This window comes from Ramlibacter rhizophilus, assembly GCF_004681965.1.
Taxonomy (GTDB): domain Bacteria; phylum Pseudomonadota; class Gammaproteobacteria; order Burkholderiales; family Burkholderiaceae_C; genus Ramlibacter; species Ramlibacter rhizophilus.
In genome coordinates this window covers 123,949-142,637 of record NZ_SMLL01000004.1, presented here as the reverse complement: position 1 = coordinate 142,637, position 18,689 = coordinate 123,949, and the positions used below count along the sequence as shown (strand labels likewise).

The 18,689-nt window shown below is 71.3% G+C and carries 17 protein-coding genes; 9 read left to right on the top strand and 8 right to left on the bottom strand.

The window, feature by feature from the left end; all coding sequences use genetic code 11:
* Positions 1–46: 46 nt before the first annotated feature.
* Positions 47–721 carry a c-type cytochrome gene (locus EZ242_RS10600; RefSeq protein ID WP_135285135.1) on the bottom strand — a complete coding sequence of 225 codons (675 nt, stop codon included), beginning with the start codon at positions 719–721 and terminating at the stop codon, positions 47–49.
* A gap of 83 nt (positions 722–804) precedes the next feature.
* Between EZ242_RS10600 and yihA the strand changes: the two genes are divergently transcribed.
* Complete coding sequence (yihA, locus tag EZ242_RS10595; protein ID WP_135285134.1) at positions 805–1,524, top strand: ribosome biogenesis GTP-binding protein YihA/YsxC; 720 nt, start codon at positions 805–807, stop codon at positions 1,522–1,524.
* Complete coding sequence (locus EZ242_RS10590) at positions 1,521–2,414, top strand: alpha/beta fold hydrolase (RefSeq protein WP_135285133.1); 894 nt, start codon at positions 1,521–1,523, stop codon at positions 2,412–2,414. The genes yihA and EZ242_RS10590 overlap by 4 nt, the downstream gene beginning before the upstream one ends.
* On the opposite strand, the gene EZ242_RS10585 is transcribed toward EZ242_RS10590, so the two are convergent.
* Positions 2,411–3,298 carry an LpxL/LpxP family acyltransferase gene (locus tag EZ242_RS10585; RefSeq protein WP_135285132.1) on the bottom strand — a complete coding sequence of 296 codons (888 nt, stop codon included), beginning with the start codon at positions 3,296–3,298 and terminating at the stop codon, positions 2,411–2,413. The two genes, EZ242_RS10590 and EZ242_RS10585, sit on opposite strands and share 4 nt — an antisense overlap.
* Before the next feature lie 8 nt (positions 3,299–3,306).
* Positions 3,307–4,176 (bottom strand): lysophospholipid acyltransferase family protein, encoded by an 870-nt coding sequence (locus EZ242_RS10580; protein ID WP_135285131.1) that lies wholly within the window; start codon positions 4,174–4,176, stop codon positions 3,307–3,309.
* Between the two features lie 154 nt (positions 4,177–4,330).
* Here EZ242_RS10580 and metK point away from each other — a divergent pair, with 154 nt between their 5' ends.
* Positions 4,331–5,512, top strand: coding sequence for a methionine adenosyltransferase (gene metK, locus EZ242_RS10575; RefSeq protein WP_135285130.1), 1,182 nt, complete (start codon positions 4,331–4,333; stop codon positions 5,510–5,512).
* Between the two features lie 37 nt (positions 5,513–5,549).
* Here the strand turns inward: metK and EZ242_RS10570 are convergent, their stop codons facing one another.
* Together EZ242_RS10570 and EZ242_RS10565 are read right to left on the bottom strand one after the other, a co-directional pair.
* The gene (locus EZ242_RS10570) at positions 5,550–6,443 is read right to left on the bottom strand and encodes a hypothetical protein (protein WP_240787051.1); all 894 of its coding nucleotides are present in this window, start codon (positions 6,441–6,443) and stop codon (positions 5,550–5,552) included.
* Position 6,444: 1 nt separating this feature from the next.
* Positions 6,445–6,882: a hypothetical protein gene (locus EZ242_RS10565; protein ID WP_135285129.1), complete on the bottom strand. Its 438-nt coding sequence runs from the start codon at positions 6,880–6,882 to the stop codon at positions 6,445–6,447.
* A 232-nt stretch (positions 6,883–7,114) separates the two neighbouring features.
* Between EZ242_RS10565 and EZ242_RS22395 the strand changes: the two genes are divergently transcribed.
* The 3 genes from EZ242_RS22395 (at position 7,115) to EZ242_RS10550 (ending at position 11,971) form a co-directional block, all read left to right on the top strand.
* The gene (locus EZ242_RS22395; RefSeq protein ID WP_240787050.1) at positions 7,115–8,740 is read left to right on the top strand and encodes a ferritin-like domain-containing protein; all 1,626 of its coding nucleotides are present in this window, start codon (positions 7,115–7,117) and stop codon (positions 8,738–8,740) included.
* A gap of 44 nt (positions 8,741–8,784) precedes the next feature.
* Positions 8,785–11,355: a DNA ligase D gene (gene ligD, locus EZ242_RS10555; protein ID WP_135285128.1), complete on the top strand. Its 2,571-nt coding sequence runs from the start codon at positions 8,785–8,787 to the stop codon at positions 11,353–11,355.
* A 142-nt stretch (positions 11,356–11,497) separates the two neighbouring features.
* Positions 11,498–11,971: a phasin family protein gene (locus EZ242_RS10550; RefSeq protein WP_135285127.1), complete on the top strand. Its 474-nt coding sequence runs from the start codon at positions 11,498–11,500 to the stop codon at positions 11,969–11,971.
* A 35-nt stretch (positions 11,972–12,006) separates the two neighbouring features.
* Here EZ242_RS10550 and EZ242_RS10545 read toward each other — a convergent pair whose 3' ends face one another.
* Both EZ242_RS10545 and glmS read right to left on the bottom strand, forming a co-directional pair.
* Positions 12,007–12,267, bottom strand: coding sequence for a hypothetical protein (locus tag EZ242_RS10545; RefSeq protein ID WP_167784709.1), 261 nt, complete (start codon positions 12,265–12,267; stop codon positions 12,007–12,009).
* Between the two features lie 260 nt (positions 12,268–12,527).
* Entirely contained in the window at positions 12,528–14,405 is a 1,878-nt protein-coding gene (glmS, locus tag EZ242_RS10540) for a glutamine--fructose-6-phosphate transaminase (isomerizing) (protein WP_135285125.1), read from the bottom strand.
* 118 nt (positions 14,406–14,523) lie between these two features.
* On the opposite strand from glmS, the gene EZ242_RS10535 reads away from it, so the two are divergent.
* The gene (locus EZ242_RS10535) at positions 14,524–15,024 is read left to right on the top strand and encodes an Lrp/AsnC family transcriptional regulator (protein WP_135285124.1); all 501 of its coding nucleotides are present in this window, start codon (positions 14,524–14,526) and stop codon (positions 15,022–15,024) included.
* Between the two features lie 9 nt (positions 15,025–15,033).
* On the opposite strand, the gene glmU is transcribed toward EZ242_RS10535, so the two are convergent.
* Positions 15,034–16,434, bottom strand: a complete 1,401-nt coding sequence (gene glmU, locus EZ242_RS10530; RefSeq protein ID WP_135285123.1) for a bifunctional UDP-N-acetylglucosamine diphosphorylase/glucosamine-1-phosphate N-acetyltransferase GlmU — start codon at positions 16,432–16,434, stop codon at positions 15,034–15,036.
* Positions 16,435–16,453: 19 nt separating this feature from the next.
* Here glmU and EZ242_RS10525 point away from each other — a divergent pair, with 19 nt between their 5' ends.
* Positions 16,454–17,329: a DUF6279 family lipoprotein gene (locus tag EZ242_RS10525; protein WP_135285122.1), complete on the top strand. Its 876-nt coding sequence runs from the start codon at positions 16,454–16,456 to the stop codon at positions 17,327–17,329.
* Positions 17,326–18,546: an MFS transporter gene (locus EZ242_RS10520; protein WP_135285121.1), complete on the top strand. Its 1,221-nt coding sequence runs from the start codon at positions 17,326–17,328 to the stop codon at positions 18,544–18,546. The genes EZ242_RS10525 and EZ242_RS10520 overlap by 4 nt, the downstream gene beginning before the upstream one ends.
* Positions 18,547–18,689: the final 143 nt, after the last annotated feature.

The following is an 18,689-nucleotide window of genomic DNA, read 5'->3' as shown; positions in this document are numbered from 1 at the left end:
AGGTGTGCTCTTGCGAGCGAGGTTCCCGCAGAGGTGAGAAAGCGCCTCAGCGCAGGCCGGCCACGTAGTCGGAAACGGCGCGGATTTCGCGGTCGGTCATCTTGGCTGCGACCTGGTGCATGATGACGTTGTTCGGGCGCTTGCCGTCGCGGAACCCCATCAGCTGGGACACGGTGTAGTCGGCGTGCTGGCCGGCCAGCCGCGGATACACGGCCGGGATGCCGGCCCCATTGGGGCTGTGGCAGCCGGCGCAGGCGGCGATGCCTCGGTCGGCCAGCCCGCCGCGCCAGATGCGCTCACCCAGGGCCACCGCTTCCTTGTCGCGCGCGAAGCCGTCCTTGGGCTTCTGCGTCGAGAGCCAGTAGGAAATGTTGCGCATCTCCTGGTCGCTCAGCTGCGCCGCGAAGCCCTGCATGATCGGGCTGGGGCGCTTCCCGGTCTTGAAGTCGTAGAGCTGCTTGACGAGGTACTGCGGATGCTGGCCGGCGAGCTTGGGGTTGGCCGGCGCACCGGAGTTGCCGTCGGCGCCGTGGCAGGCGGCGCACACCGCGGTGTAGCGCTGCTCGCCCTGTGCCAGGTCGGGCTTGACCGGCTGCTTGGGCGTGGTCGGCGCGGCGGGCGCATCGGCCGGCCCGGGGGCGACCTGGGGCGATTGCTGTGCCGAGGACATCACGGGCGCCGCAAGCAGGGCCGCCAGCAGCAGGGAAGCGGGCAACTTCATAGGTGGGAGTGGTTCAGAAGGCGCAAAACCGCGAGATTCTACAATGCCGACCTTGGCCTGCCCGGCCGTCGGACACTCCCCCTATGACGCACCAGCCGGGTCCGCCCGCTCCTTCCCCCACGGCCTCCCCCGGAGCCGATGCGGTCACGCCCGCGCAGGCCCTCGGCTGGATGCACACGGCGCGCTTTCTCACCACGGCCCCCAAGCTGGAGTTCCTGCCCGCCCACGAGATGCCGGAGATCGCCTTCGTCGGCCGCTCCAATGCCGGCAAGTCCACCTGCATCAACACCCTCACGCAGCAAAAGCGCCTGGCCTTCGCGTCCAAGACGCCCGGGCGCACGCAGAGCATCAACCTGTTCGCGCTGGGCCGCCAGGGCACGACCGACGCCGTGCTGGCCGACCTGCCCGGCTACGGCTATGCGGCGGTCCCCAAGCAGGACAAGCTGCGCTGGCAGCAGGTGATGGCCAACTACCTCGTGAGCCGCGAGAACCTGCGCGGCGTGGTGCTGCTCACGGACCCCCGCCTGGGGCTCACGGAGCTGGACGAGATCCTGCTCGAAGTGATCCGCCCCCGCGTGGAGCAGGGCCTGAAGTTCCTGGTGCTGCTCACCAAGGCCGACAAGCTCAATCGCTCGGAGGGCGCCAAGGCGCTGTCCATCGCCCGCCTGCAAGCCGGCGGCGGCGACGTGAAGCTGTTCTCGGCGCTGAAGAAGCAGGGCGTGGAGGAGACCGCTTTCCTGCTGTGGCAGTGGGCGCATCCGGCGGCGTCGGCAAGCCCTGCGCCACCGTCGTCGAACGAATGATCGAGACCGGCGAGCTCGCCCTCCCCCACGGCATCACGCTCTCCTGCCGCATGGCCGGGGACCCGGCCGCGCCGGTGCTGGTGTTCCTGCACGGCTTTCCCGAGGCGGCCTTCGTCTGGGACGACATGCTCACGCGCTTGGCGGCCCGGGGTTATCGGTGCATCGCGCCCAACCTGCGCGGCTACGCGTCGTCCTCCTCGCCCGCCGACCGGGAGGCCTACCGGGCGCATCACCTGCTGCAGGACATCGAAGCCCTGCTCGCCGCCCAGGGCGCCCCGGTCGCGGCGCTGGTGGCGCACGACTGGGGCGGCGCCATCGCCTGGGGCGTGGCGGCGCGCCGTCCCGGCTTGATGGAGCGCCTGGTCATCATCAACGCGCCGCATGCCGGCGCCTTCGCCCGCGAGCTGCAGGGCAATCCGCGCCAGCAGGCCGCCAGCGCCTACATGAACTACCTCGCGCGGCCCGATGCCGCGCAGCGGCTGGCCCAGGACGACTTCCGCCGGATCTGGCCCTTCTTCGCCGACGCGCAGGGCCGCGCCGACTGGCTCACCGAGGACGTGAAGGACCGCTTTCGGCAGGTCTGGCGGGAGGGCGGCGCGGGCCTGGTCGGCCCCTGCAGCTACTACGCGGCCTCGCCCCTGCGGCCACCCACGCCGGGCGATCCCGCGGCCGCAGGCCTCACGCTCGCCGACAATGCCCTGCGCGTGAGCGTGCCCACGCTCGTGCTGTGGGGCGAGCAGGACAGCGCCCTGCTCCCCTCGCTGCTGGACGGGCTGGACCGCTGGGTACCCGACCTGCGAATCGAGCGGCACCCCCAGGCCTCGCACTGGGTGGTGCACGAAGACCCGAACTGGGTCGCGCGCCGGATCGAGGCCTTCCTGCGGCCTTAGTCGTACAGGCCGGGCTCGCCCGGCGGGCGCGTCTTGAAGCGCTTGTGCACCCAGAAGTACTGCGCGGGGCACTCGAGCACCTGGGTCTCGATCCAGCGGTTCATGCGCGCGGTGTCGGCCAGTGCGTCATCGCTGGGGAAATCGTCCCAGGGCGGCAGGAAGCGCACGCGGTAGCCCTGGCCTCCCGGGAGCATGGTCGCCACCACCGGCTGCACCTTCATGTCCAGCGCCCGCGCCATGCGCGAGGGCGCCAGCAGCGTGGCGGCCGGCACGCCGAAGAATGGCACGAAGGCGGCGTCGCGCCCGCCGAAATCCATGTCGGGCAGGTTGAAGAAGGCGGCGCCCTCGCGCACCGCGCGCATCAGGGGCCGCGCCGTCTCCGCGCGCGAGAAGATGCGCGCGCGGCCATGCCGCAGGCGCCCACGACGCATGGCCGCATCGAGCACCGGCTGGGTCTGCGCCTGGTAGATGGAGGCGCCCTCACGCTGCACGAAGAGCTGGCAGGCCGCACCCGCCACGTCCAGGCCGACGAAGTGCGGCGCCAACCACATGACCGGGCCGGGGTGCCGGTCGGCGAACCCGACATCGCCCTCCACGTGGATGAGGCGGCGCAGGCGCTGCGGCGAGGCCCACCACAGCAGGCCGCGCTCGAGCACGCTGCGGCTGAACCACTGGAACAGTTCGCGTCCGATGCGCTCGTGCGCCTGCGGCCCGAGCTCGGGCAGGCACAAGGCCAGGTTCCGCAGCGTGATGCGGCGGCGGGACCCGGCCACACGCCACAGCAGCACGCCCACCGCCCGCCCCACCGCGGCCTGCCAGGCCAGCGGCAGCCAGTGGAACAGCCAGAGCCCGGCCAGCGTGAGATAGCCGGCCGCGTTCGACATGCAACGCTTCACCGGGCCGACTCCTGCGAGGCCGCGGGCACGGCCGCCGCAGCCGGCTCGCGCGGCGGCTTGTAGCGGGCGTAACTCCACAGGTACTGCTGCGGGCACTCGCGGATCAGCCGCTCCATCTCCTCGTTCATGCGGGCCACCGCCTCGTCCAGCGCCGCGGGCAGGGGCGTGCGCAGTTCGCGGCAGTGCAGGACGAATCCGCGCCCCCAGGGCAGGCGCTCGCCCCAGACCAGGCGCACTTCGCAGCCGGTCTGCTGCGCCAGGCGCGCCGCCAGCGTCATGGTGTAGGCCGGGCGGCCGAAGAACGGTGCCCAGGTGCCCATGCCTTCGGGCGGCACCTGGTCGGGCAGCAGGCCGACGGCGCGCCCCTGGCGCAGGGCCTTGATCATCTGCCGCACCCCGGCCAGCGTGGTCGGCGCCGGCTCCACGCCCGGCCGGTCGCGCGAGGCCGCCACCAGCGGCGCGAGCCACGGTTTGCGTGCCGGCCGGTACAGCACCGTGAGCGGCCCGTGCGCGGCCGAATGGCGCTCGGCGATAGCGAGCGCGGCGATCTCGAAGCAGCCCAGGTGCGGCGTCAGCAGCAGCAGGCCCCGCCCCGCGGCGTAGGCCTCGTCGAGCAGCTCGCCGCCGTCCCAGCGCACCGGCACCGGTCGGCCCAGCCACAGGCGGGGCAGCTCGCCGACCATGCGCCCGATGTGCGCCACCGCCGGCCGCACCGCGCGAAAGCCATAGCCGGCCTGGGCCGCGTTGTCCAGGAAGCGGCGGCGCCACACGGGCGAGACGAGGAACACGAACCAGCCCAGCGCCGCACCCAAGCCCTGCAGCACGGCCAGCGGAAAGACGGACAGCAGGCGAAAAAACGGGAGCATGGTCTGGGAGCGGAGGCCGGGCGATCCGGCATAGAATGCGCGCGTCGCTGAGTTATTGAACTACTTGCAGGGCGACGTTAAACAACGGCTGCTAAAGCGTTCGCCGAAGCTCCAGCGAAGGCAACGCGCCTTCCGAACCGATGGAGTATCTCAAATGGCGAACGACTTCCTCTTCACTTCCGAATCCGTCTCCGAGGGCCACCCGGACAAGGTGGCCGACCAGATCTCCGATGCCATCCTCGATGCCATCTTCCGCCAGGACCCGCGCAGCCGCGTGGCCGCGGAGACGCTGACCAACACGGGCCTGGTGGTGCTGGCCGGCGAGATCACCACCAACGCGCAGGTGGACTACATCCAGGTCGCGCGCGACACCATCAAGCGCATCGGCTACGACAACACCGAGTACGGCATCGACTACAAGGGCTGCGCCGTGATGGTCTGCTACGACAAGCAGTCCAACGACATCGCCCAGGGCGTGGACCATGCCAGCGACGACCACCTGAACACCGGCGCCGGCGACCAGGGCCTGATGTTCGGCTATGCCTGCGACGAGACGCCGGAGCTCATGCCCGCGCCCATCCACTATGCGCACCGCCTGGTGGAGCGCCAGGCGCAGCTGCGCAAGGACGGGCGCCTGCCCTTCCTGCGGCCCGACGCCAAGAGCCAGGTGACCATGCGCTACGTCAATGGCCGCCCGCACAGCATCGACACCGTGGTGCTGTCCACGCAGCACAGCCCGGAGCAAAGCGAGGGCAACAGGATGAAGGCGTCCTTCGTCGAGGCCGTCGTCGAGGAGATCATCAAGCCCGTGCTGCCCAAGGAGTGGCTCAAGGAGACGCGCTACCTGATCAACCCCACCGGGCGCTTCGTCATCGGCGGGCCGCAGGGTGACTGCGGGCTCACGGGCCGCAAGATCATCGTGGACACCTACGGCGGCGCCTGCCCGCACGGTGGCGGCGCCTTCTCCGGCAAGGACCCGTCCAAGGTCGATCGCTCGGCGGCCTACGCCGCGCGCTACGTGGCCAAGAACGTGGTCGCCGCCGGCCTGGCGCGCCAGTGCCAGGTGCAGGTCGCCTATGCCATCGGCGTGGCCCGGCCCATGAACGTCACGGTCTACACCGAAGGCACGGGCGTGATCCCGGACGAGCGCATCGCCGCCCTGGTCAACGAGCACTTCGACCTGCGGCCCAAGGGCATCATCCAGATGCTGGACCTGCTGCGTCCCATCTACGAGAAGACCGCCGCCTACGGCCACTTCGGTCGCGAGGAGCCCGAGTTCAGCTGGGAGCGCACCGACCGCGCCGAGCTGCTGCGCGCCGCGGCCGGCCTCAAGTAAGCCGCCACGGCGGCTTACTGAACCAGCCGGCGAGGCCTCACTGGATCAGCTCGCGCTGGCGCGCGATCTCCATGCGCTTCATGCCCACGTAGGTCTCGCGGTTCATCTCCCGCAACTGCTGCGGGTAGCGCTCGGTGGCATTGAACCAGGCCTGCACGCGCCGCTCGGCGCGTTGCGCGGGCGGCGCCTGCAGCGAATCGAGGAAGGCGTCGATGGCCAGGTAGTAGCGCATGGCGTTGCGCTCCACGGTGCCGCGCATGCCGCCGATCAGGCGCTGCGGTCCGCCCGGCTCGCCCACGCGGCTGAAGCCGACCTTGTCGGCCCCGGCCGTCGCGAGGTAGGCGTTCATGGCCAGCCGTCCGGTGAAGCCGAAGCCGTAGGAATACCCCAGGCGCAGGAAGGTGCGGCCACCCTCCAGCGGAATCGCCGAGACGTTGATCCGGTAGTCGCGCGTGTCCACCGGCCCTTCGGGCGCGGACAGGCGGCTCTCGAAGTACGCCTCGCTCGCGGCCACGGGGTTCCAATCGAACAGCAGCTTGTACGAGTCCTCCAGCGGCTGGTCGTACTTGCGACCGATGCGGATCAGCAGGCCCGGCCCATTGGCGCTTCGCACCGCATGGCAGTACTTGGTGTTGAAGGGCAGGATCATGATGTCGCACCAGTTGGACGGCTGGCGCAAGGCATCGCGCACGCGCTCGAAGGGATGGTCGAGCACCGCATAGACGGCCCCCTGCAGCCGGTCGTCCACCTCGCGTGACTCGATGTGCAGCGGCTGACCGAAGGGGCTGGCCGCCAGCACGTCGGACAGCTGTGCATGCCGCGCCTGCATCGACGCGGCGTCGGCCCAGGCCGGCAGGGCCCAGGGCAGCGACAGGCACCCGGCCAGCAGCCAGGTGCAAAGCCGCGTTGGACGCCAGGACAGCGCACCCACTTCAGGCCACCTCGGTGTCGTGCGGCGTGTACGCCGAGGCATCGAGCGGATGCAGCACGTCCAGCTGCACCCCGCCCGTGAAGAGCAGGTGGGGGCGCACGGCATAGACAAAGTGGCCGCGCAAGCCCAGGTCCAGGACGAGCTTGAGGCTGGGCTCGTGCATGTCCTCCCAGGTTCGCACCAGGCGGGTTCGCACCAGGTTGTCGTCGCACTGCAGCGAGCGCAGGCGATCGTGGTTGCGCACCAGCGCCGTGGCATCCAGATAGCTCGCCGCCATCTTGTTGCGGGTCTGGAAATTGGGCGTGAGATCGATCAGCAACGTGAGCGCGTTGCCCTCGATCTCCAGCGTGAAGCGGCGCCCGATCAGCGCCTCGCCGGACTCCGCGCCGCCGTAAGTCAGGTGAAGGTGCGCCGTGGTCCGACGAAGGGAGTACCTCATGGCCTCGAAGCTTGCGGTGCCCGCGCAGCGCAGCGTGTAGGACGCGGCTGCATGCACCTGTGCGCCGTGCCGTCCGACGCGGGGCGCCTGCTTGCTGGTCCTTTTCCTACAGGCGGTTTTCGGCTTGGCTGACGGCTGCGTTCGCGGTGCGGTCCATCATCGATCGAGCCGGGTCGGCGCGTTGCGGGTGCGACGCGTGCAAGAACCCATGACTACCCGAAGGAGCATCGAGATGGCTGCAGAAGACAAGGACCTCAATCGCGATCCGCTGAACGACGAACCGGGGTCCCACCCCGTCGGCACGGGCGTGGGCGCCGCAGGTGGCGCGGTGGCCGGCGCGGCCGCGGGCGTGGTGGGCGGCCCGGTGGGCATGGCGGTGGGTGGCGTGGTCGGCGCCGTGATCGGCGGCCTGGCCGGCCGGGCCGCCGCCGAAGCCGTCAACCCCTCGGCCGAAGAGGCTCACTGGCGCGAGCACTACGAGCACGAGCCCTATTACCAGAGCGGCCGCAGCTTCGACGACTACGGGCCCGCCTACCGGCACGGCCTGGAGGGACGCAGCCGCTACCAGGACTGGGACGAGGCCGAGCCTTATCTCGCCTCGGAATGGGAGAGGCGCCGCGGCGGCTCCTCGCTCGACTGGAAGGCGGCCCAGCCGGCCACCCGCGCCGCCTGGGACCGCGTCGATCCGCACTACCGCGGCAACCGATCCGACGGCGACCTGTCCCACTACGGCACCGGCATGGTGTCCAGTGACTCCAGCTATCACACCGGCGGCCCCGGCGTGACCGAGGACGACAAGGCGAGCTTCGAGGGCCGCCACCACCGCGACGAAACCACCCACATGCAATCGACCGGCACGGGCACGACCCTTGTCGGCTCCGCCGCCCCGGACCGCGAGGACCCGCGCCATCGCGGCGACCGGCCCGACGGCGACCTGTCCCACTACGGCACCGGCATGGTGTCCAGCGACTCCAGCTATCACACCGGCGGCCCCGGCGTGACCGAGGACGACAAGGCGAGCTTCGAGGGCCGCCACCACCGCGACGAAACCACCCACATGCAATCGACCGGCACGGGCACGACCAATGTCGGCTCGGGCAGCATGGGCTGGGGCAGCATGGGCGCGACCAGCACCATGACCGGCGGCACCCTCAGCGCCACGAGCGGCATGGACTCCAGCTATTCGTCCGGCACCATGACCGGCCACGACATGGGCACCACTCAGTCCGACACGTCCACCCGCATGGGCTCGCCGGGCGCCGCCGCCGACGTGCGCACCGCCCAGGCCGCCTCCACGGGCCGCGACCCGCACGCGGAGCGCATGCACGACGCGTCGTCGGAGACCGGCGTGCACGGCGCGGCAGGCTCCGTCGGCGGCATGCAGCAGGGCTCGCGCCACGACTCGGGCAGCGCGCAGGACACGATCGAGGTCCTGAAGGACCTGATCGAAACCTGCAAGGACGGCGAGTACGGCTTCCAGCAATGCGCGGACCATGCCAAGCGGGAAGACCTGCGGTCGATGTTCCGCGAGCGCGCGGAAGACTGCCGGCGCGGCGCGACGCAGCTGCAGGACCACATCCGTCGGCTGGGCGGCGAGGTGCCCGACGGCGGCAGCATGCTCGGCTCCGTGCATCGCGGCTGGGTGGCCACCAAAGCGGCCATGACCAGCTACGACGACAAGGCCATGCTGGAGGAGGCCGAGCGCGGTGAGGACAATGCCCTGGCCCGCTACCGCAAGGCCTTGCAGAAGCCCCTGCCCGAGCCGGTGCGTGAACTCGTCCAGCGCCAGTGCGACGGCGTGCAGCGCAACCACGACCAGGTCAAGCGACTGCGCGACCAGCTGCGCGCCCAGAGCTGAGCCAGGCAGGCGGGCCGGCCGCGCCGGCCCGCCGCTGTGAGACCGTGGCCGACGACCGCACCCGCAGCGCGCTCAAGACCTACCGAGACAAGCGCGACTTCGCCCGCACGCCCGAACCCGCCGAAGGTGGGGCGGCGAACGAAGCCGCGCGCGCCTTCGTGATCCAGAAGCACTGGGCGCGGCGGCTGCACTACGACTTCCGCCTGGAGCTGGACGGCACCATGAAAAGCTGGGCCGTTCCCAAAGGTCCCAGCCTGGACCCGGCCGACAAGCGCATGGCGCAGCCGACCGAAGACCACCCCATCGCCTACAACGCCTTCGAAGGGGAGATCCCCGCGGGCAACTACGGGGCGGGCAAGGTCATCATCTGGGACAAGGGCAGCTGGCATCCGCTGCAGGACCCGCGCGAAGGCTACGCCCAGGGCAAGCTCAAGTTCGAGCTGCGCGGGCACAAGCTGCAAGGCGCCTGGACCCTGGTGCGCATGAAGGGCAAGGGCCAGGGCCGCACAGACCCGTGGCTGTTGATCAAGGAGCGGGATGCACGGGCGCGCCCCGCCGCCGAGTACAGCATCGTCGACGAGCGCCCGGAGAGCGTGCAGCACCTGGCGGACCTTCCGACGCCGACACCTGCGCCAGGCGCCTCGCGTCCACGCGCCGGCCGCGATCCCGCGCCCACCGACAGGCCGCCTCCGGGGGCGAAGGCGGCGCCCTTGCCCGCCGCCCTCGCCCCGCAACTGGCGGTGCTGGCCGAGGCGCCGCCGCCGGCGGACGGCCCCTGGCTGTACGAAATCAAGTTCGATGGCTACCGCCTGCTTGCCCGCGCCGAGGGCGGTGCGGTGCGCCTCTTCACCCGCAACGGCAACGACTGGACCCGCCGGCTCGCGCCGCTTCGCGAGTGGCTGGAGGGCATGGCGCTTCCGGACGGCTGGTACGACGGCGAAATCATCATGCCGGGCACGCACGCCCCGGCCGACTTCCAGGCGCTGCAGGGCGCCTTCGACACGCCGCGCATCAAGGACATCGTCTACTACCTCTTCGACCTGCCCTGGTGCGCGGGCCATGACCTTCGCGGTGCCGCGCTGGAGCACCGGCGCGAGGTGCTCCAGCGGATCGTGACGCGCAAGCCGCATCCGCGCGTGCTCTTCTCCGAAGAGTTCGACGCCCCCGCGCAGCAGGTCGTGGCCTCGGCCTGCGAGCTGGGCCTGGAGGGCGTGATCGCCAAGCGGCTCGGTTCGCGCTATGCGAGCCAGCGCTCCAGCGACTGGCTCAAGCTCAAGTGCGGACTGCGCCAGGAGTTCGTCGTCGGCGGCTACACCGAGCCCAAGGGCTCGCGCACGGGCCTGGGTGCGCTGCTGCTTGGCGTCCATGGCGAGGACGGCGCGCTGCGCTATGCGGGCAGCGTGGGGACCGGCTTCGACCAGGAGACGCTCGCGGACCTTCGCGAGCGGCTCGAGGGCCTGGGCACGCGCCAGTCCCCCTTCGCCGCGGACGCGCAGCCCACGGGCAAGCCGCACTGGGTCCGCCCCGAGCTGGTCGCCGAAGTGGCCTTCGCCGAATGGACGCGCGAAGGCCGCGTGCGCCACGCCGTCTTCCACGGCCTGCGCAGCGACAAGCCGCCGCAGGCCATCACGCGCGAGCGGCCGTCCCCGCCCGCGCCAGCCTCGAAGGGCCGCGCGTCCAGGCTCCGGCGCGGACCCGCACCGGCTGAAACGGCCGCGCCCATCGCGCTGCCCGCCACGCTGCGCGTGACCCATCCCGAACGCGTGGTGGACACCTCCACCGGCACCACCAAGCTGGACATGGTCCGCTTCTATGCGCAGGTGGCACCGCACATGCTGCCCCACTTGCTGGACCGACCCGTCGCCCTGGTGCGCGCCCCCGGCGGCATCGACGGCGAGCTCTTCTTCCAGAAGCACACGGAGCGTTATCGCCTGGCCGGCATCGTGGACCTGCCCCGGGACATCGACCCGGATCATCCCGCACTCCTCGCCGTCGCCGAGGCCGAGGGACTGCTGTCGGCCGCGCAGATGAACGTGATCGAGTTCCACACCTGGAACGGCGTGGCCGCGGACATCCACCATCCGGACCGCGTCACCTTCGACATCGACCCGGGCGAAGGCGTCGCCTGGGCGCAGGTGCAGGAGGCCGCGACGCTGGTGCGCGCGGTGCTCGAGGAACTGGCGCTGACCGCCTTCCTCAAGACCAGCGGCGGCAAGGGCCTGCACGTGGTGGTGCCGCTCGCGCCGGAGTTCGGCTGGGACACGGTCAAGGCCTTCTCGCAGGCCGTGGTCGCCCACCTCTCGCGCACCCTGCCCGACCGCTTCGTCGTCAAGAGCGGGCCGCGCAACCGCGTGGGCCGCATCTTCATCGACTACCTGCGCAATGGCTGGGGAGCGACCACGGCCTGCGCCTGGTCGGCCCGCGCCCGGCCCGGGCTCGGGGTCTCGGTGCCGGTGGGGTGGGAGGAACTGGCAGCACTGGAGAGCGGGGCGCACTGGACCGTGGGAACGATCGACGCGCGCCTGTCCGTCGGCAACGAGCCCTGGGCCGACTACGAGCAGCGCCGCGCGGCGCTGCGTCCGGCACTCGACGCCATGGGCGTCCCGCCGGGGTAAGGCGCATCCAATCGCTACGCGGGCAACACCGCTTTGCTGAGCCACCCGTCAGGAACAGGGCGCCTAGACTCGCCCGGCGCCGCAAACTTTCATCCACGGCTTGCGACCCGGCGCAGCTTCACCTACTTCCAGGAGAGTCCCCATGGCCACCCGAAGCACTTCGCGCGAGAGCGCAAGCACCGAAACCGACGCGAGCAGTGCCCAGAACACCGTCACCGACGCCGCCCGCCATCAGCTCGCCTCCTCGGCCGCCACGGCCTCGGCCATGCTGCGCGCGCTGGACACCTACCAGCAGGCGCAGCAACACATGCTGCAGCGCGCCGCCGTGCTGCAGGAACAGATGGCCGAGCGCCTTCGCAACGCCAGCTCGCCGATGGAGGTGATGAGCATCCAGTCGAGCATGGTGGTCTCGGGCATGACCGACCTGGCGCAGTACGCGCAGGAACTGATGCTCGCCTCGCTCAAGGCACAAAACGAGCTGATGCGCCCCGCGCAGGCGCCGCAGGCGGCGGCTTCCGCCACGCCCATGGCCCCGGCCGCGCCCTTCCTCCAGGCTTGGCAGGCGATGTTCACCAGCCCGCTCAACGGCGCGGGCGCCGGCACCGCACCGCACTGAGAAGCCGTGGCCGGGCGCACCGGCCACGCACCCTCTCACTTGTTGGTGTGCTGCTTCTGGTGCTGCGTGTCGCCGCGCTGGCCGCTCGGCCCCGCGGTCTTGATGCTGGCGGGGCTCTCGACCTTGCGCCCGAGCCGCGTCGTCTTGCCGGCATCGGGCTTGTCGTGCGGCACGGCCCGCTTGTCCTTGCGCAGCTTGCGCTCGTCACGCTCCGGCACCACCGCCCCCGAATGGGCGGCGGCGCGGTCGGCCGAGGCGTCGTCTCCGCTGCGCTCCAGCGCGCCCGCGCTGGGCACGCCACGTTTCCTGCGCGAAACGGCAATCATGAAAACTCCCGTCGATCGGTTGATGGTCGCGCCAGTATCCGCACGGCGCGCGCCGCGGCTGTAGGCCATGGTCGCGCCTGCGGGGGGTGCGCTGTCTTGCCAGGGTTTCTACGGATGAGCCGCGGCAAACCTGGCCGATGCGGCGGCGCCTTCAGTCCCCCGCCAGGCACTCGGCGCCCGGCTCGGGCGGCAGGTCGGGCGGCTCGCCACGGGCAACCGGTTCCATGCCTCTACTCCACCGTCACGCTCTTGGCCAGGTTGCGCGGCTTGTCCACGTCGGTGCCCCGCGCCACGGCCGTGTGATAGGCCAGCAGCTGCAGGGGCACCACGTGCAGCAGGGGGCTGAGCGGCCCGTAGTGTTCGGGCATGCGGATGACGTGGATGCCCTCCTGGCTTTCGATGCGCGAGTCGGCATCGGCCAGCACGTAGAGCACGCCGCCCCTCGCGCGCACTTCCTGCATGTTGCTCTTGAGCTTCTCCAGCAGCGCATCGTTGGGCGCGACGGTGACCACCGGCATCTCGCTCGTGACCAGCGCCAGCGGCCCGTGCTTGAGCTCGCCGGCGGCGTAGGCCTCGGCGTGGATGTAGGTGATCTCCTTGAGCTTGAGCGCCCCCTCCAGCGCAATGGGGTAGTGCAGGCCGCGGCCGAGGAACAGGGCGTTCTGCTTGTTGGCGAAGTCCTCGGCCCAGCTGATGATCTGCGGCTCCAGTGCCAGCACCGCGGAGAGCGCCGCCGGCAGGTGGCGCATGGCCTTGAGGTGCGCGGCTTCCTGTGACTCGGTCAGGCGCCCCTTGGCCTGGGCAAGGGCCAGCGTCAGCAGGAACAGGCCCGCGAGCTGCGTGGTCAGCGCCTTGGTCGAGGCCACGCCGATTTCCACGCCGGCGCGGGTGAGGTAGGCCAGCGTGGTTTCACGCACCATGGCCGATGTGGACACGTTGCAGATGGTGAGCGTGTGGCGCATGCCCAGCGACTGCGCGTGCCGCAGCGCGGCGAGCGTGTCGGCGGTCTCGCCCGACTGGGTGATGGTGACCACCAGCGTGTTCGGATTGGGTACCGAGTCGCGGTAGCGGTATTCGCTGGCGATCTCGACCTGCGTGGGAATGCGGGCGATACCTTCAAGCCAGTACTTGGCGGTGCAACCCGCGTAGTAGCTGGTGCCGCAGGCCAGGATCAGCACCGAATCGACCTCCTTGAACACGCGGTGCGCACCCTCGCCCGGCGCATGGTTGCCCGAGGCCTCGAACAGCTCCGGCACCACGGCCTGGATGCCGTCCAGCGTGTCGGCGATGGCGCGCGGCTGCTCGAAGATCTCCTTTTGCATGTAGTGCCGGTAGGGGCCCAGTTCGGCGGCGCCGCTATGCGCCTGCACGGTGCGCACCGGCCGCTGCACCGCGTCGCCGCGCCGGTCCACGAGCCAGTAGCGGCCCAGCTGGATGTCCACCAGGTCGCCCTCTTCCAGGTAGACGATCTGGTCCGTCACGCCGGCCAGCGCCATCGCGTCGCTGGCGAGGAAGTGCTCGCGCCCGTCCTGGCCCACGCCCATGACCAGCGGCGAGCCGGCCCGCGCGCCGATCACGCGGTGCGGCTCGTCCTTGCAGAACACCGCGATCGCGTAGGCACCATGCAGGCGCGTGAGGGCCGACTGCACGGCCTCGAACAGGTCGCCTTCGTAGAGGCTGTCCACCAGGTGCGCGATGACCTCGGTGTCGGTCTGGCTGGAGAAGTGATAGCCCTTGGCCTGCAGGCCGGCGCGCAGCTCGTCGTGGTTCTCGATGATCCCGTTGTGGACCAGCGCGATGCGGCCTGGCCGCTGCCCGGCCTCGTCGCCGCGGCCATGGCTGAAGTGGGGATGCGCGTTGTGCACGGCCGGCGCCCCGTGCGTGGCCCAGCGGGTGTGCGCGATGCCGGTGCCGCCGTCGATCTGCTCGGTCTCCACCTGCTGCAGCAGCTCGGCCACGCGTGCCGTGCTGCGCGCCCGGCGCAGGCCGCCTCCGGCATGGACGGCCACGCCGCAGGAGTCGTAGCCGCGGTATTCCAGCCGCTGCAGGCCCTGGACGAGGATGGGGACGATGTTGCGGTCCGAGACCGCGGCGACGATGCCACACATGGGAAAGCTCCTGAATGGGATGCGACTCTAGGCGCGGCCATGTGAAATATGGATTCTCAGTTGCTGCACGAATGATCTTTTATTTCACTCCGGAGTTCGAATGGAATAAAGTTCCGCCATGACGCCGCAAGACAACGAAGAATTGCTCGACGCCACGGACCTGAAGCTGCTGGAGTTGTTGCAATCCGACGCCAGCCTCAGCAACCTCGAACTGGCCCGCCGGGTCCATGTGTCGCCGCCCACCTGCCTGCGGCGGGTGCGGCGGCTCTGGGAGGGCGGCTGGATCGAGAAACAGGTGGCGCTCATCAACCCGCAGAAGGCCGCGGCCCAGCTCGGCCACGGTCTGGAAGCCATCGTGGAAGTCACGCTGGACCGGCAGGGCGAGGAAGCGCTCGCGGCCTTCGAAGCCCGCGTGGTCGCGGACGATGCGGTGCGGCAGTGCTACCGCGTCTCGCCCGGACCGGACTTCGTGCTGATCGTCGGCGTGCCGGACATGCCGGCGTACCTCGCGCTGCAGCAGCGGCTTCTCACCAGCGACGCCAACGTGCGCAACGTCAAGGCCTTCTTTTCCGTCAAGCGCGGCAAGTTCGCGCCGCGGGTGGATCTGCGGCGGCCCTGAGGCGCGGCCCTACTTGGGCGCCTTCTTCGGCCGCTGCCACCCCGCCAGGTGCGCCTGCCGCCCACGTGCCACGGCCAGCCCGCCAGCCGGCGTGTCCTTGGTGATGGTGGAGCCCGCGCCCACCGTGCCCCCTGCGCCCAGCGTGACCGGCGCCACCAGCACGCAGTTGCTGCCCACGTGCACGTCGTCCTGGATCACGGTTCGGTGCTTGTTGGCACCGTCGTAGTTGGCGGTGATGGAGCCCGCGCCGTAGTTCACGCGCTCGCCGACCTGCGCGTCGCCCAGGTAGGCGAGGTGGTTGGCCTTGGCGCCGCGGCCCAGGGTGCTGTTCTTGACCTCGACGAAGTTGCCGATATGCACCTCGGGGCCCAGGTGCGCGCCCGGGCGCAGGCGGGCGAAGGGCCCGATGCTCGCGCCCTCGCCCACCGAGGCGCCGGCCCGCTCGCCGTCGATGTGCGTAAAGGGCAGCAGCACCGCGCCGGCTTCGATGCGCACGTTGCGCAGCCAGCAATTGGCGCCGATGCGCACCTCGTCACCGAGCACCACCTCGCCTTCGAACACGCAGTTGACGTCGATCTCCACGTCCTGCCCGCAGGCGAGGCGCCCGCGGATGTCGATGCGGGCCGGGTCCGCCAGGCGCACGCCGGCCTCCATGAGGGCCTCGGCCTGGCGCCGCTGCAGTGCGCGCTCCAGCGCAGCGAGCTGCAGCGGGCTGTTCACGCCCTCGACCTGCAGGGGGTCCTGGGTGCGCAGCGCCACCACCGGCTGGCCGTCCTGCACGGCGAGCTGCACCACGTCGGTGAGGTAGTACTCGCCCTGCGCGTTGTCGTTGCGAAGGCGCCCGAGCCAGCCGCGCAGCAGGCGATTGGGGACGGCCATGAAGCCGGTGTACACCTCGGCGATGCGGAGCTGCGCCTCGCTCGCGTCCTTGTGCTCCACGATGGCGCGCACCTGGCTGCCCTCGCGCACGATGCGGCCGTAGCCCGTGGGATCGGCCAGGTCCACCGTGAGCAGGGCCAGCCGCTCGCCGCCACAGGCACGCACCAGCTCGCGCAACGTGTCGGCCTCGATGAGCGGCACGTCGCCATTGAGCACCAGGCACACGCCGTCCTCGCCCAGCTGCGGCAGCGCCTGCTGCACGGCGTGGCCGGTGCCCAGCTGCGGCGACTGCAGCACGGTGCGGCAGTCGGCCACGCCGGCTGCGGCGGCGAACTGCCGCGCGGCCGCATCGACCTCCTCGGCGCCGTGGCCGGTGACCACCACCAGCCGGCGCGGCTGCAACCCGCCGGCGGACTCGACCACCCGATCGAGCAGAGCGCGGCCGGCCAATCGATGCAAGACTTTGGGCCGGCGGCTTTTCATGCGCGTGCCCTTTCCGGCGGCCATGACCACCACGTCGACTGCTGACATTCCCTTACGTCCTTCCTTCATGACCCCTGCGCTCCAACTCGGCCGACGGATTATCGGCGTGCTGTTCGCGTGCCTGTTGCTGGCGGGCTGCAGCGCGCTCAAGCTCGGCTACAACAGCCTGCCGCAGTTGTCCTACCTGTGGCTGGACCGCTACTTGGGCTTCGACGACGAGCAGGCGCCGCAGGTGCGTCAGGCGCTGGAGGAGCTGCACCGCTGGCACCGCGAGGTGGAGTTGCCCCGGGCCGCCGAACTGCTGGCCCGCATGGAAGGCATGGCCGGCGGCGAGCTGAGCGCGCAGCAGGCCTGCACGGTCGCCGAGGCCGTGCGCGACCGCATCGAGGCGCTCGCCGCGCGGGCCGAACCCGCGGTGCTGCGCGTCGCGCTCACGCTCCAGGACGCACAGCTCGAGCGCCTGGCGCAGCGCCAGGCCCGCGCCGCGCAGGAGTTCCGCCGCGAATGGCTGCAGGGCAGCGCCGCCGAGCGCCTGGACCGGCGCGTCGAGCAGTTCGAAGGACACGCCAAGCGGCTGTACGGGCGGCTCGATCCGGCGCAGCGCCGCTTGCTGCGCGAGCGGCTCCAGGCCGCGCGCTTCGACCCGGAGCGCATCCTCGCCGAGCGCCGCCGCCGCCAGGCGGACACCCTCGACACCCTGCGCCGCGTGCGCGCCCAGGCGGACGATCCGGCCGAGGCAAGGCGGATGCTGCAGGGCCTGGTCGAACGCTTCGACACATCGCCCGACGGCGCCTGGCGGCAAGATGCGCGCGCCATGCGAGAGGACAATTGCGCAGTGTTCGCCGCCCTCCACAACACCACCAGCGCCGACCAGCGGCAGCACGCCGTGCAGCGGCTGCGCGACTGGCGCGCCGACCTGCTCGCCTTGTCCGTCAGTCCGTGACCGCCATCCGCCCCGACAACGGCGCACGCCGCCCGTCCGCTGCGACCGCGCGCGTGGGCATCGCACACGAGCCCGGGCCGGCGGCGCCGTCGCGCATGGCCGTGGTGTGGCGGCTCGCCATGGCCACCTCCCTGATGGTGCTGGCCTACGGCATGACCGCGCCGCTGCTGGCGGTGCTGCTGCAGCGGGCCGGCCACAGCACGGCGGTGATCGGTGCCTTCGCCATGTTGCCGCTGCTGATGGTGGCCCTGCTGATCCCCGCCATGCCGCGCCTCCTGGCGCACTGGGGGGTGCTGCGTGTGTACCGCTGGGGCAGCGCCCTGCAGCTGCTGGCGGCGCTGGGCTATGTGGCCGGCTCCGGGCTGTGGACCTGGGCGGCCGCTTCGGTGGCGGGCGGCATCGCGGTGGCCGGGCTGTGGAACGGCACCGAAGCCCTGCTCGCGCGCGAGGCGCCGCCCGAGCAGCGCGGACGGGTGATGGGGCTGTACCAGACCGGCATGGGCGCGGCCTTCGCGCTCGGCCCCTTCGTTCCCGGCCTGGTCGGCGCGCCGCCGCAGGCCCTGCTGCTCGGTGCCGCGGCACTCGTGGCCGCGTGCTGCCTCATCGCCTTCACCATTCCCGACCACCACGTGCAGGAGCCGCCGCCGGGGCAGGCCGGCACCTGGCATGCACTGCGGGCGGTGCCCGCTCTGGCGGCCCTGGCCTTCGTGGGTGGCACTTTCGAGGCCGGCCTGAGTTCCGTCAGTGCGGCCTATGCCGCCTCGGGCGGGCTGGGCCTGGGTGCGGCGGCCAGCGTGGCGGGTGCGATCGGCGTCGGCAGCTTCCTGTGCCAGTACCCCGCGGGCCTGGCCGCCGACCGCTTCGCCCCCCGTGCCGTGTTCGTGACGGCCAGCCTGCTGCTCCTGGGCGCCAGCCTGCTCGTGGCGCTGGCCGATCGCCTACCCTGGGTGCTCTGGGCCGCGGGCGCGGTGTGGGGTGGCGTGGGGGGCGCGCTCTACACGCTGACCATGGTGCAGGTGGCCCACGCCTTCTCGGGCCGCGCCGTGGCGGGCGGCGCCGCCGCGATGATCACCGGCTATACCCTCGGGGGGACGGTGGGCCCGCTGGCCAGCGGCGCCATCCTCGCGGCGGGCGGTGCGCCTGCGCTGTCCGTGCTGCTGTGCGCCGCCGCGACGCTGGGGCTGCTGGCCGCGCGCCGCATGCGCCCTGGTGCCTGAGCACACCACCTTGGCAAGTGGAGACACCTTCCCCCTCTGGGGGAAGGCCGGGATGGGGGCTGCGCAAGAAGTGGTTTGGTCGGCATGCGAGGCCCCCACCCCTGCCCTCCCCCAGCGGGGGAGCGAGTTGCTTCGAGCGCCTC